Annotated in this window: 12 protein-coding genes and 2 pseudogenes; 10 read left to right on the top strand and 4 right to left on the bottom strand. The window is 41.0% G+C overall.

Annotation, left to right across the window (positions count from 1 at the left end):
* Nucleotides 1-10 precede the first annotated feature (10 nt).
* The 4 genes from FGT79_RS04950 to FGT79_RS04935 are packed head-to-tail and all read left to right on the top strand — an operon-like array spanning nucleotide 11 to nucleotide 5,431.
* On the top strand, nucleotides 11-889 hold the full coding sequence (locus FGT79_RS04950) for a carbohydrate ABC transporter permease (RefSeq protein WP_138751641.1): 879 nt from the start codon (nucleotides 11-13) through the stop codon (nucleotides 887-889).
* 46 nt (nucleotides 890-935) lie between these two features.
* A complete protein-coding gene (locus FGT79_RS04945; protein WP_138751640.1) occupies nucleotides 936-2,663 on the top strand; it encodes a sensor histidine kinase in 1,728 nt (575 codons plus the stop codon).
* Nucleotides 2,664-2,668: 5 nt separating this feature from the next.
* Nucleotides 2,669-4,297, top strand: coding sequence for a response regulator transcription factor (locus tag FGT79_RS04940; RefSeq protein ID WP_138751639.1), 1,629 nt, complete (start codon nucleotides 2,669-2,671; stop codon nucleotides 4,295-4,297).
* Nucleotides 4,298-4,321: 24 nt separating this feature from the next.
* Entirely contained in the window at nucleotides 4,322-5,431 is a 1,110-nt protein-coding gene (locus tag FGT79_RS04935; protein WP_138751638.1) for a glycoside hydrolase family 88 protein, read from the top strand.
* 98 nt (nucleotides 5,432-5,529) lie between these two features.
* Here the strand turns inward: FGT79_RS04935 and FGT79_RS04930 are convergent, their stop codons facing one another.
* Nucleotides 5,530-5,889 carry a hypothetical protein gene (locus FGT79_RS04930; protein ID WP_138751637.1) on the bottom strand — a complete coding sequence of 120 codons (360 nt, stop codon included), beginning with the start codon at nucleotides 5,887-5,889 and terminating at the stop codon, nucleotides 5,530-5,532.
* A 311-nt stretch (nucleotides 5,890-6,200) separates the two neighbouring features.
* On the opposite strand from FGT79_RS04930, the gene FGT79_RS04925 reads away from it, so the two are divergent.
* On the top strand, nucleotides 6,201-6,875 hold the full coding sequence (locus FGT79_RS04925; RefSeq protein WP_138751636.1) for an HAD family hydrolase: 675 nt from the start codon (nucleotides 6,201-6,203) through the stop codon (nucleotides 6,873-6,875).
* A gap of 567 nt (nucleotides 6,876-7,442) precedes the next feature.
* Here FGT79_RS04925 and FGT79_RS04920 read toward each other — a convergent pair.
* Entirely contained in the window at nucleotides 7,443-7,682 is a 240-nt protein-coding gene (locus FGT79_RS04920) for a translation initiation factor 2 (protein ID WP_138751635.1), read from the bottom strand.
* A gap of 126 nt (nucleotides 7,683-7,808) precedes the next feature.
* Nucleotides 7,809-8,018, bottom strand: coding sequence for an IS3 family transposase (locus FGT79_RS32495; RefSeq protein WP_138751634.1), 210 nt, complete (start codon nucleotides 8,016-8,018; stop codon nucleotides 7,809-7,811).
* A 340-nt stretch (nucleotides 8,019-8,358) separates the two neighbouring features.
* Here FGT79_RS32495 and FGT79_RS04910 point away from each other — a divergent pair.
* From FGT79_RS04910 to FGT79_RS04895, 5 genes and pseudogenes are all read left to right on the top strand, one after another.
* Nucleotides 8,359-9,215, top strand: a pseudogene (locus FGT79_RS04910) (IS256 family transposase); the annotation flags it as partial.
* A gap of 143 nt (nucleotides 9,216-9,358) precedes the next feature.
* A complete protein-coding gene (locus FGT79_RS04905; RefSeq protein WP_138751633.1) occupies nucleotides 9,359-10,567 on the top strand; it encodes a Kelch repeat-containing protein in 1,209 nt (402 codons plus the stop codon).
* Nucleotides 10,568-10,642: 75 nt separating this feature from the next.
* Nucleotides 10,643-10,909 (top strand): helix-turn-helix domain-containing protein, encoded by a 267-nt coding sequence (locus FGT79_RS32490; RefSeq protein WP_138751632.1) that lies wholly within the window; start codon nucleotides 10,643-10,645, stop codon nucleotides 10,907-10,909.
* 26 nt (nucleotides 10,910-10,935) lie between these two features.
* Nucleotides 10,936-11,028, top strand: coding sequence for a hypothetical protein (locus FGT79_RS32485; protein WP_425464985.1), 93 nt, complete (start codon nucleotides 10,936-10,938; stop codon nucleotides 11,026-11,028).
* Nucleotides 11,029-11,154: 126 nt separating this feature from the next.
* Nucleotides 11,155-12,021: pseudogene (locus FGT79_RS04895) on the top strand (IS3 family transposase); the annotation flags it as partial.
* A gap of 150 nt (nucleotides 12,022-12,171) precedes the next feature.
* Here the strand turns inward: FGT79_RS04895 and FGT79_RS31585 are convergent.
* A complete protein-coding gene (locus tag FGT79_RS31585; protein WP_212758503.1) occupies nucleotides 12,172-12,987 on the bottom strand; it encodes a hypothetical protein in 816 nt (271 codons plus the stop codon).
* Nucleotides 12,988-13,436: the final 449 nt, after the last annotated feature.

Raw genomic sequence — 13,436 nt, 5'->3', positions numbered from 1 at the left:
ATAGAATGCGATGCTAAAACTAACATTCTCAAACAGGCTGTTTCATTATATAAACAATACTTTTTTAATCATCGTGGCTTTGCTATGCATACTTCCAATGGTTCATGTGCTGGCTGTATCGCTTAGCTCGAATTACGCGACGACAACTTTCATAGTCAAGCTGTGGCCGATTGGCTTCACGCTTGATGCCTATGAGAAAGCATTGAACAGCAACAATTTTCTAGTCGCCTTTCGAGTGAGTTTTTTTAGAACGGTAATCGGAACTGTATTCTCAATGTTTCTTACGATGCTGGCTGCTTATTCGATGTCGAAGGATAACCGTACTTTCCGTGGAAGAACGATGTATGCATGGTTTTTCGTCTTTACCATGCTCTTTCACGGAGGACTGATTCCTACGTATCTGGTCGTGCAAAAGACGGGGCTGATGAATTCATTGTGGGCATTAATTCTCCCAGTCGCGGTCAACGTGTTTAACGTTGTGCTTATGATGAATTTCTTCCGAGGTATCCCTAAGGAGCTGGAGGAAGCAGCAGCCATTGATGGTGCGGGACATTTCCGTATATTATTCACGATCTTTTTCCCCATTTCCCTGCCTTCTATAGCGACGTTGTCCTTATTCTCGATGGTGTTCCATTGGAACTCATGGTTTGACGGAATGATCTATATGAATCAGGCGGATAAGATTCCGCTTGCTACCTTCCTGCAGGCGTTGATCGCGGGGTTTGATTATACGCAAATTGGGCTCAATCCTTCTGACTTGGAGCAGCTATCAGAACGATCATTGAAATCTGCCCTTATATTCGTAGGCACGATTCCAATCTTGCTCGTCTATCCGTTTCTTCAAAAATATTTCGTGAAAGGTATGACGCTGGGATCAGTCAAAGAGTAGGGCCTTATGCTAGAATAGAAGGAAATAGAGCAAGGAGGAGAAATCTTTGAACATCATCACGAAGGTGATCCTTCTCATCGTATTAATCTTGACACCGATTATCGGGCTTTACGCTTATACGAATCAGCAGAGCGTACAAGTCATCGAGGATCAAATCAATTCAAGAAACGAAGATAAATTGTTCTATTTCCTGAATCAGATTGAGAGTCTGCTGGATCAAAATATGATGTACGCGACCATAGCGACCAAAGATCCAGAAATTCGAAGTGTAGCTTTTGGCAATTTGCCGCAATCGGGCTATGACAGGTTGAAAATCATTCAATCGATTCAAAGCAAGCTCAATCTGTTCAGCATAACGAATCAAGTGATGAATGTGATATCGATTTATTTTCCAAAAAACGATTTATCGCTGTCTACGATGTCTTCCGCTATTTTTGATCAAGCTGAAATTTCGAATCATTATACCCCTAACTGGAAGCTGAATAAAGTGGATGTCAATGGTGTTCAGATGGATGCCTTTTCTCGTTATTTTGCCTCACCGTATCAAGCTAACCTCACGAATCCTTTACAGTCAGAGCTTATTATCCGAGTTGACTTCTTCACCAAAAACATTACGAATCTGCTGGATGGATTTACGCTGTCTGGGCATAGCGACGCTTTCTTCTATCATAGCTCAGATCAGGTTGTATATAGCAGCAAAGCGAATGTTAAGCTTATTCAACAAGTTATGAAAGCGTACCCACTGGATCAGTACGCAAGCTCTTCTAAATATCGCAGCATTGTTAAAATTGATGGAAAAAAATATCTTCTCTATACATTGGCATCGAGTAAGATGGACTGGAGCCTCGTTGACATAGAACCATTGGACGAGATACTGCAGCCCGTTGTGAAAAGCCGCAATTTGTTCTATGTCATTCTGCTGATGTTGTTTCTGTTTGGGATCAGTTCTGCCTTGCTGCTGTACTCTCATATTCAGGTACCGATAAGGATATTAATTCGCGGTGTTGGTCAGATCAAAAATAAAAACTTTGCTTATCAAATTAAAGTTCGCAGTAAAAGCGAGTTCCAACAGCTGTTTGATTCCTTCAACGGAATGGCGACGGAAATCGATCAATTGCTTAAACGGGTATACACAGAGGAAGTACGCTCCAGAGAAGCAGTTATGAAGCAGCTGCAATCGCAGATCAATCCGCATTTTCTGTATAACTGTCTAGCTTATATTGTGAATATGGCCAAAATGAACAAAAACCAATCGGTCATCGCAATGGCTCACAATTTGGGTGATTACTATAAATACACGACCCGTAACGAGTCTCTCGTCGCTACCCTTCAAATGGAAGTCGATTTGGCAGTGAACTATTTGGATATTATGAATTCACAATTGGAAAAGCTGGAGTACACGATATCAATCCCTGATGAGATGCTCGAGATGAAAATTCCAAGACTGCTTCTTCAACCAATAATTGAAAATGCTATTGTACACGGGTTGGAGGAGAGGACGGAGGATGGTGTCATTACGATTACGGGGTTCATGGAAATGAATACTTGTAGACTTATTATCGAGGACAATGGTACAGGGCTGAGCTCGGATGCGTTGCACAGGCTAAGGAAAACGACTGGGCAAGAGGTTAACATAACCCAGAGGACAGGCTTATGGAATGTGAACCACCGTTTGAAATATTATTTCGGGGAGCATTCCGGCATTTTTATTGATCACTCGGCATTAGGCGGATTGCGGATGGAGCTTTACTGGGAAGCTGCGGAGAAGGAGTGAGCGGGATGCTGTCTTTGTTAATCGTTGATGACCAAAAACATCAAGTAGAATCATTGGCTACGACTATGCCATGGGATCAGTTCGATATTTCGACGATTCATACGGCTTATAGCGGACAGGGAGCGCAAGCGATTATTAGCGAGCATCCTATTGACATTCTGATTACGGATATCCGTATGCCGGGCATGTCGGGGCTAGAACTTATTCAATACATCAATGAACAAAATAAAAAGATCGATTGTATTCTGCTTACTGGCTATGCGGAGTTCGAATATGCCAAAAAAGCGATCGAATTGCATGCGATTGATTATTTTATAAAACCTGTTCGCGATGAGCTGCTGCTGGATGCGGTAAGCAAGATTGCTGGCAAACGTCAGAACGAGCGCGAGCAGCATCAGATTTTTGAATATGCGACGTCCATCGTGCACCAAAACCTGCCTATGTTGAAAGAAAATTTGCTGCTCGAATTGTTACAGGAGGAGATGATCTCTAGAAATCCATTCATGGAGAAGGTTTCCATGTACCGCATTCCGTTTCATTATGGGAATCAAATCAAATTGGCGGCGATTAAATTCGATCCCTATTTCTATGAATCCTATAATGCGGCAGATATGAAGCTATTCGAATTTGCTGTTCTGAACATGGCGGAGGAGATGTTCTCTTCACAATTCCACATATGGACATGTAAGGCTCCGCAAGGCCATTTGGTCTTAATGCTCCTGCCAAGGTCCAAGGAATCCACTTCGGTTGAAGAGTGGGATTCCTCGGAAGAGAGTGTATTAGCTTCATTGGCCCATAAGCTCACTGAAAATGTTCGTCAATATTTGAAAGGGAGTATTGCAGCATACATCTCGCATGCGACGCCATTCCCAATGGGTATTCATGCAGCGTACGCCTCTCTGGTTTCAACGGTAATAAGATCGAACCAACAGCAGGGGATGGCAGCGTCGACGATGGAAATGAAGCCCCTCCGTTCACTCTATCAATCTCCCTTGCTCATCCGGCTTATCGATACAGGCAACAGGGAGAAATTGAATCTTAAATTATCCGAAATTTTCAGCGAGCTGGAGCATTCGCACACGGATTCACAGGCTCATTTGCGTGAGGCCTATTTGCACTTATTAAGCTCCTTCACCTACCTTGCCCATAAGAAAGGCAAAGTGCTGGAGGATATGGTTGGAAGTGCAGCCAGTCGTGCCGAGCATCATGTGTTTCACTCCGTTAAGCTGCTAAAAACATGGAGCCTCATTATTTTGGATGCGTTACTCGGTAACGAACCCTTGCAGGCCGATGAGAGTCACAAGCAGCTCATCAATAAGGTGCATGCTTATATTGAACAAAATATCGGGAATGACGTGACCCTTCAATCCATCGGGGATTCTGTTTATTTAAATGCTATATATTTGTCGCAAATCTATAAGGAAATAACGGGTGAGAACTTAAGCGAATACATTCTATGTGCGCGAATGGAGAAGGCGAAGCTGCTGCTCGAGCAATCTTCTTCACGAGTTTATGAGATTACTGAACAGGTCGGTTATCAGAGCCCGCAGCATTTCATAAGAACATTCAAGAAGTACTATGGTGTGACTCCTGAGATTTACCGAAGAGATTATTCACTTAGGCAAGACCTGTAGCTGGAGGAGAAACGGAGGAATCGAATGAAAGTGAAGGCTGATTGGATAGAGCAGGCTTGGCAGCAAGTGGTTCATAAAATGGAGGAAACGAGTGCGGTGATCGGGGCAACATTTCCGAATGGCTCCAAAGCGGGGCGCTACGAGCGGAGTGCTCCACATGATTGGATAGCGGGATTCTGGCCAGGTCTGCTGTGGTTAGTATATCAAGAAACAGGAAACGAACGATTGAAGGCTCTCGCTGTCGAATGTGAACGCCAAATCAGCCATACGCTTTGGGAATTTGATCAGCTGCATCATGATGTCGGATTTATGTTCGAACTAAGCAGCATAAATCAATATAAACACTTGCGAGATGAGGAGGCAAAGCGACATGCGTTAATGGCTGCAAGCTTGCTGGCAGGCAGATTTAATGCTGCTGGCGGGTTCATCCGTGCATGGCCGAATTGGGGCGGTGAGGATCACAGCGGATGGGCGATTATTGATTGTATGCTGAACCTTCCGCTGCTTTACTGGGCATCCGAAGAGATAGATGATCCCAGGTATCGGCATATTGCCGTTATCCATGCAGACACCGTGCTGCGGGAGTTCGTGCTGGCTGACGGCTCCGTTCATCATATCGTCTGCTTTGACCCTGAGACAGGGAAGCGGATCGAAGCGATTGCCGGCCAAGGCTATGCAGCGGATTCGGCTTGGGCAAGGGGAGCAGCATGGGCGTTGTATGGATTCGCACGCAGTTATGGTTATACGGCGAAAAAGGAATATGTGCAGGCTGCTGAACGGATTGCAAGCTTCTTCCTCAATCATCTGCCTGTGGATAAGGTACCATATTGGGATTTTCGCCTGCCCGAAGATGAGGTGCATGCACCTCGAGATTCTTCTGCTGCAGCGATCGCTGCTTCTGGTTTATTAGCATTAGCTGCATTATTGCCAGGAGAATCAGGAGAAGTATACAAGGAACAGGCCGAAGCGATACTTCTTTCTCTCTACGAGAATTACAGCAATTGGGGAGTGGAAGAGGAAGGGATTCTGATGCATGCTACAGGTTATTTCGCAAAAGATATTTATGTGGATACGCCGCTTATTTTCGGAGATTATTATTTCGCAGAAGCTTTGTTGAAGCTTAGACATGCATAGGGATATAAGTTGACAAAGAAGAAGCGCCTGCTGGCCGTAACGGGCTGTGCAGGCGCTTCTTCTTGTCGGAATGGGCATTAACACACTGCCCAAGAAGATTACTGGAGTTTTGCAAAATCTTCAGGTTTCATTGCTTTCCATTCATCGGAACGATAAGCTTTGCCGTTATATCGTACATAATACAGCATGTTGAGATCCTTCATTTCTTGTTTGAGCGCTTTTTTATCAAATGGACCAAAGCCGAAAATATCAATTAAATCTTCTTTCAAAAGATCTAAAATCTCATCGGGAATGGCGGCATTACTGTTATCGATAAGCTCTGAACCTGTAAAGTCCAAGCTCATAATAATTTTAAATCCTGAGCTAACTGTACCTTTAATCAATAACGATGAACTGCTTTTTGGATTCGGTTTAATATTTTCAAAAAATATCGAACATTCAACGCCTTCTGGAATCACTGGAACACCTCATCATCTATTTTTGCAACGTAACCGTAGGTCATCTCCCTATTGTACACTTTATTTGATTATTTCTCTCTGAATTTAAAAAATGAGGTAGAATGTTTGTTAGGGCTAATTCTAAAACTTATGACAGATAAGTAACACACAAACAAAAACGCCTTCGGCGTCCTTGGATGCTGAAGTAGCTTTGACGGTGAAATATAAGACCTTTATAATCTAACAAACTTATAAGTTTTTACATTTCGATAAAAGACATCATTTGTCTTATGTAATAGCAGCGCAGTAGTGAACTATGGGAGGGTATTGACTTGGGGGGAATTGATACAGTTATTTTCGATCTGGACCAGACTTTACTGAATAAAGATCAGTCATTGATTAACTTTGCAAAATATCAGTATGCAAGGTTTTCATTACATCAATTCATCACTGAAGAGAACGAATTTATCGAAAAATTTACTGAATACAATAACATTGTAATGCCTAAAGAGGATGTCTATAGAAAGTTGATAAATATTTTTAATTTAGAGAGCACATTATATTCTGTACTGCTGGAAGATCTAAATAATAACTTTCATTTGTATAGTATTGGATTCCCTGGCTTAAATGAGATGCTATGTACATTAAAGCAAAGGGGATACAAGCTAGGTATGATAACAAACGGCAGGGAGTTTTTTCAAAGAAATAAAATGATTTCCCTTGGAATTATGGAACTATTCGATGATATTGTCATATCGGAAGCTGTAAATTTGCGAAAGCCTGACCATGCTATATTTCGTTTGTCACTTTCAAATTTAAACTCCCTAGCTGAACGATCCGTTTTTATTGGGGATAACTTAAAGGCTGATATCGTACCTTCGAAAGAAATGGGGATGCGAACCATCTTCAAAAGTAAAGACATTTCAAGTAGCTATCCAGATGCGACTTGTGATGATTTAACGGAAATTCCTAAAATAATAAATGCATTTCAAAAGTTGTCTGAATAAAAACTTGTTAATGTGCTTTCTTAACGTATCAGAATGATCAAGCTAGGGATAATGAGCAGTATTAGGAATTAATGCAATTTCGCTGTTTTGCAAACGGGATGCAAGCTCGTTCACGTAATCGTTCTTGTGTATGTTTTCTTTCTTCACCGTTCATTGGGAGCCATTCTGTTAAGTTTGTTTGTACGGTAGTCATTATGCTAAGGCCAATGTTGCTCCCCAAAAATGTCCACATACAACCGAGCTTTTCACATTTACATGAATCCTTAACTGCTCTAAGTTTTCAATAAAGGTCTCAATATCATAGAAACTCGTTTTTTCTGAACACAAGCTTCCTCGTTGCTCATAGCGAACAATTTGAGAACAACGATCTTCCAATACCTCAGCCACAGCATCTAAATAATCATACGCGCCTGGACCCCCCATGTAAAAGTACAATTGGAATACCCTGACCTTGAACAAGATGCCAGAGTGACATGCCGTTTACTTTCGAAATGATCCCTTGCATGTGATCCTCCTTACGTCACGCTGTTGTAAAAATCTAACGCAAACAAATATATATCCAACTAATTATCTAACGAAATTTCGAATTTGGACTAGCTCGTTTATAAAATAATCGAGTTGAATTTTAGTTGAATCTACGCCGGGAGTTTGACGGCTGTTACTTTGAATTTGATAATTCTTTTCTAAAGATTCTAACTCAAGCCCGGCTGCCAGCGCTGCTATGCCGTCACCTAACGTAGCAATTGAAGCGCCGATAAATGCCAATTTAGCAATTTCGATCTCCCGTAAATCCTTATTGTTCTCCATAGCCGTAACCTCCCGAATCGTATGCTTCAATATATGTGTGTTTACCCATGTCGGTGAGCGTGATGTTGACCTTGACTTAATAAAGTAGACAGCAAGAAAGCCTCAGTACAACCGTTAGTCTAATCATTAAACCGTCAAGAAAAGTTGTAGTGACGTGAAGTAACCGTTGGAGGAATGCGTTCTCCGTGGGTTGTAAAACAGCTCAATATATTCAAAAACAGCCTTTTTAGCCTCAGCTCTCGTCTTATATTTACGCTTATTAAGCCATTCTATTTTGAGTTTCCCCCAAAAAGATTCAATGGGTGCATTATCGTAGCAATCACTTTTGAGACTCATGCTGCAGACGAAATCGTGTTTCTTTTAGGAGACACTGGTATTTCTTGCTGGCATATTGAACAACACAATCCGAAGGGACGTTCAAGCCTTTTACTGCACCTACTCGGATAATGTAGAAGATACGATCTAAGTCTTCTTACGGCTATTCATAGCCTAACCTACGATGAATCGGCCATGCAGATCTATAACTTCCGCGAGGTAGATCCAACCTTCATCAGTTGCAATGTATCTAATATTAATCAGCCATTTCTCGCATGGTTTCTTGGTTTTAAAATTTTGATTGAGAAGATTATCGGCAACAGGTAGATTGTGTTTAGCATTCGTTGTCGCCTTGTATTTCTTAACCACTGTGACTAACAAGATCGTTCACCTCATGAAAGAGTGGCAGAGTCGGCCGTTGCAGAGTGTGTACGCCGTCGTATTTTTGAATGCCATTCACTTTAAAGTGAAGTAAGACTGGCAATTGTAAACAAGGCTGCATACATGGTGAGGGGCATCGATTTGGATGGAAACAAAGATGTCTTAGGCTTGTGGATCAGCGAGAATGAGTCCACTAAATTTTGGCTTAGCGTGCTGAATGAGCTGAAAAACCGTGGAGTTCAAGATATCCTCATCACTTGTATCGACAACCTGACAGGCTTCTCTCAGGCCATTTCCGCCTGCTATCCACAGATTGAAATTCAGAAGTGTATCATCCATTAGATGCGTAATTCTACTCGGTATGTATCCTACTAAGATCTCAAGAAGGTGACAGCCAATCTTAAGCTCATCTAAAAAGAAACAACAGATGGAGCAGTCTTAGCAGTGCTTGATCGCTTCGAGGAATTGTAGGGAACGAAGTACCCACTCATCATCCGTTCCTGGCTTAATCACTGGGATGAGCTGGAAACTTTCTTTGAGTATCCGCCTGAGATTCGCATGCTGATCTACATCACAAACATTACCGAGAGCTACCATCGTCAGCTTCGCAAAGTAACAAATGGAAAAAGTATCTTCCCTTTCGATGAACCCCTGCTTAAAATGTTTTATCTCGCCACCATAAAAGTCAGTCGCAAGTGGACAGGTCGGGTCCAAAACTGGGGTCAGATGCTTCTCCAACTCTCTGTTTTCTTCCCAGATCGGGTCGGACACCATCTACGCAAGAGGAATAGCCCTCTCGGGGGCTTACTTTTAAAAGAGTTTAAACAAAATTATTGACAGACCTCACTGACCGTCAAGGTTGGTGAGGTTTTATTTTTAATAACCTTTCAGTCTATTGTAATATTTTGTAGATAAACAGACTGTTTCTTTTTTAATATTTAATATAGGATTGTTTTATTAATCAGAGGAGTGATAAAACCATGAATTTATTTAAAAATTATTCTTTTAAAGTTTTATTAGTTATAAGTTTGGCTTTTTGTTTTCTTTTATCTACTACAAGTGCATATGCAGCAGAATTAATTTATAGTTGGTCAGATAAAGCTAGTATGCCTGATAAACGTGCTGGAGCTGCCACAGTAGAATATCAAGGAAAGCTTTATGTTTTTGGAGGGACAAATGGAAATGGAACAGGTTCAGCCTCAGGTCCAACTAGTAATACTTCTTATGTTTATGATCCAGCAACTGATCAATGGGATACTAAACAAGCTATGCCTACTGCTAGATCTGCTGCTTCTGCGGTAGTACTAAACAATAAGATATATGTTTTGGGGGGATATAACTTCGTTTCTGGCGTACTTACAAGAGTAGCAAAAATGGAAATTTACGATCCTGAAACGAATATATGGACAACAGGTACTAATCTTACTTCTGCAAAGGCATGGGTAGGTACTGATGTTTATGATGGAAAGATATATGTGTTTGGTGGAACAAATCAATCTAATGCAAATCTGACAACAGTGGAGTCGTACAATCCATTAACTAATGGTTGGACCACGCTTAGCCCCATTCCAAGTGTTGGTGGTGCGATAGGAGTTGCTCAATTAGAAGGTAAATTTTATGTTAGTGGATTTAATAATTACGCATTTTCGGAGTATAATCCGCAAGATAATAGTTGGACGAATTTAGCAGAATCTCCTAATAAGTTAAATGCTCCAGCCGTAGTAATTAAGGATAGTGATATATATTTTTTTGGGTCAAGTGAGACTAGCTTGGTTAATGTTTATAATACATTAACTAATACTTGGGGAACTCCGTTTACATTATCCTCACTTAAGTTTCAAGTTGGAGCAGTTTTACTAAATAAAGATATTTATGTAGTAGGTGGTACAACTGGAAAAACTGGAGGTATATCGTCATCGTTAGAGAAGTTAAGTATTACTGAAAAATTAGGTAGAGCTATCTTGGTAATTACAATGACCAATGGTATTGAAAAAGAATATGATTTATCTATGTCAGAATTGAATAACTTTATTGAATGGTACGACAATAAGGATGCCGGTATTGGTAAAGAACGATATGGATTTAATAAGACTTGGAATATGGGACCATTTAAAGCTCGCACAGAATATATTGTTTTTGATAAGATACTTACTTTTGAAGTAAATGAGTATGATGTTGTAAACCCGTAATAAAAGCCCATCGGCCAAAAATGATATGCTACCATCATAGTAGACAGTAGAAAAAACAAAACTTCTTCTGCTACCATGATGGGAGTTTTTTTGTTGTCGAAAAGGAGTCCAATTACATTAGATGTAAAACTAGACGTTGTAAAAAGATGCCTGCAGGATGATTCAAATCCTCATTATGAAGCGAAACAACTTGGGGTCGACAAAGCAACAGTCAAGGATTGGATAAGGAAATATGAAGCAGAGGGTTTTGAAGGATTAGAGGACGTAAAACCACTTTTGAAGAGCGCATTGAAATTGCACAGTATACCCTTGCAAATCAGTTGGATTATCAGAAAGCCATGAAGAAATACGATGTGTCCTACTAACAGGTGTACGCATGGGTTCGTAAATATCAATCGGGTAGTGAAGCGGCTCTTAGGGATCATCGTGGTCGCAATAAGCCTGTTGGAGGAACTCGATGATACGGAGCGTCTTAAACTTCGAAACAAGGAGCTAGAAGCGCGCAACGCGTACTTAGAAATGGAGAATGCCTTCGAAAAAAAGTTGGCAGAGATCCGGCGAAAAAATACACGCTAACCTTCGTTCGACATGTAGACTTGTATCAAGCCATTCAAGAACTGCACACCGAGAAGGGCTATGCCATCCTAGCGCTATGTCAGCTTGCTAAAGTCGCCAGATCTGCCTATTATAAATGGCTAAAGTGGAAGCCGTCTAAACGAGAACTTGAACATCTTGCACGAGCAAAAGAAGTGAAGCTTCACTATGACAAGCGAAAAGGGATACTGGGTTATCGTCAAATGTGCATCCAATTGAACCGTAAACGTAAAAAGAGTGACAACAAAAAACGATACTACCGGATCATGAGAGCTCTCGGATTGAAAGCAGTGATTCGCAGGAAGCGTCCAAGCTACGTGAGAGCTACGGAAAAACATGTCACCGAAAACGTAATGAACCGTGAATTTCAAGCGGCTGCTCCGAATAGGAAGTGGTGTACAGATGTCACAGAATTGAAGTATGGGAACGGTCGTAAATCCTATTTGAGCGCGATTATTGATGTGTACGACAACTCCCTCGTATCATGGGTGCTTAGTCCCTCCAACAATAACAAACTGGTCATGGATACGGTGAAGAAGGCGTATAGGAAGAACCGTGGGGTAACGCCACTTCTCCATAGTGATCGAGGTTTCCAGTACACCTCGCATGAATACAATCGTTTGAAGATGATATACGGTTTTACTACGAGCATGTCTCGTGTGAGTCGATGTCTGGATAACCAGCCTATAGAACGGTTTTGGGGCACATTCAAGGCAGAAAGCTTTTATTTGAAGAAATACGATACCTACGACGAAGTTCTTGAAGCTGTGCGGAATTATATTCGATACTACAACAATTACCGATATACGGAACGACTTAACGGCTTGTCTCCCCATGAGTATCGCCGAGTTGCTTCATGAAAATAATCCCCCAGTTCTCTGTACTTGAACTGAGGGATAGACCAAACCGTTTTTTTGTTTTTTTCACTGTCTACTTGACAGGAAGCACTTCAAAATTGGTCGGGGACTATTATTTTTTCACTATAAAATATTCAGAGCTCGTAAAATTTGTTATTCTTCGTTGGCATCCGAAGTTATAAACCAAAATCCCATTTCTTGTGAACTTGTGATGTGATACTTAATCCCATTCCTAATTGTGGAGTTATCGAGGTTCTGTATATCCACGTTTTCATCCATTAGACCTAAATCCGCAAGTATGTCACCTCTTGCAGATTGAGCCAGTGTAGGATTAGTCGCAGCAATCATGACACCCATTGCCAGAATAAAGTCAGTCCCTGATTCCATTGTGCCATCTCCAGTCCCCAATATTATAATTTCACGAATAAGACCATCATTTTTATTAACTGTTCCGGTTAAACCAAGATTATCAGTAAACACTACTGTGAAAATATTTTGTACTTCTCCCTTTTCAACAGAGATATTGTTGATCTTAAAAGAAGCGTCGAATTCAGCCGATGCCGTATTGAAAGCTTGCTTGAAATCTTCAACATCCATGCCAATGTTTCCGAAATTTAATTTCTCTTCCTCAGCTTTTGCTTTAGCTTTTTCTTCAGCGGCTTTAGCAGCAGCTTCTTTAACTGCTTGTGCTTCAGCCTCTTTTTTCTTCTTTGCTTCTTCCTCTGCTTTCTTATTAGCAATTTCTTTTTCATTCAAGCTATCATCTGTAACAGCTTCTGTTTTGGTGGTTGTGGGAGCTGCTACTGGTTGATCAGAACCTCCATTAGCCATATTCGATAACACAGCTATAGCAGCAATTGTCGCCCATATGATTCCGAACGCTTTTCCTGAGCCTTGTAGTTTTTTCCACGATACAAAAATCATAATATACGGTACAAATATCCAACCCAAAACTTTTAGAAACCCCACATATATTCCTCTTTTCATCAAATTTAAGACTATTTTACTGTATACTTCCTATTTTGCCTATCGTTTCCGACAAACTTTTACAAGATTTTATTGAATAAATAGTATGCGCCACTGCTATTTCAAAATTCCAAGTGCTTGGGATTTAAAGATATTATCACATCGAAATCAAAAATAACACTTGAACTAGAACGAATGTTCGGGCTTAAATAAGAACGAGCATTCGCATTAGAGTGAGGGGCATGATTGGGGAATATATAGGCCGAACCGTACAGATTATCTACAACGACCGAAATCGCAACATAACTATACGTACTGTACAAGTCCAATCAGTACGTGACGGCTGAGTAAAAGCATATTGTCATACAGCTAATGCCCCTCGCATATTTAACGTTGCTAATGTTATTGATGTGGAGTTGGTAAAGCAGCATGCTTGATAATACAGCGAGAAA

Source organism: Paenibacillus sinopodophylli (assembly GCF_005930355.1).
Lineage (GTDB): Bacteria > Bacillota > Bacilli > Paenibacillales > Paenibacillaceae > Pristimantibacillus > Pristimantibacillus sinopodophylli.
The sequence above is the reverse complement of the archived record's forward strand: the minus strand, read 5'-3'. Positions and strand labels throughout refer to the sequence as shown.

Coding starts and splice junctions, on each gene's coding strand:
- FGT79_RS04950 (WP_138751641.1), top strand. CDS start 11: ATGCTAAAACTAACATTCTCAAACAGGCTGTTTCATTATATAAACAAT.
- FGT79_RS04940 (WP_138751639.1), top strand. CDS start 2,669: ATGCTGTCTTTGTTAATCGTTGATGACCAAAAACATCAAGTAGAATCA.
- FGT79_RS04935 (WP_138751638.1), top strand. CDS start 4,322: ATGAAAGTGAAGGCTGATTGGATAGAGCAGGCTTGGCAGCAAGTGGTT.
- FGT79_RS04920 (WP_138751635.1), bottom strand. CDS start 7,682: ATGGAGAACAATAAGGATTTACGGGAGATCGAAATTGCTAAATTGGCA.
- FGT79_RS32495 (WP_138751634.1), bottom strand. CDS start 8,018: ATGAGTCTCAAAAGTGATTGCTACGATAATGCACCCATTGAATCTTTT.
- FGT79_RS04905 (WP_138751633.1), top strand. CDS start 9,359: ATGAATTTATTTAAAAATTATTCTTTTAAAGTTTTATTAGTTATAAGT.
- FGT79_RS32490 (WP_138751632.1), top strand. CDS start 10,643: ATGATGGGAGTTTTTTTGTTGTCGAAAAGGAGTCCAATTACATTAGAT.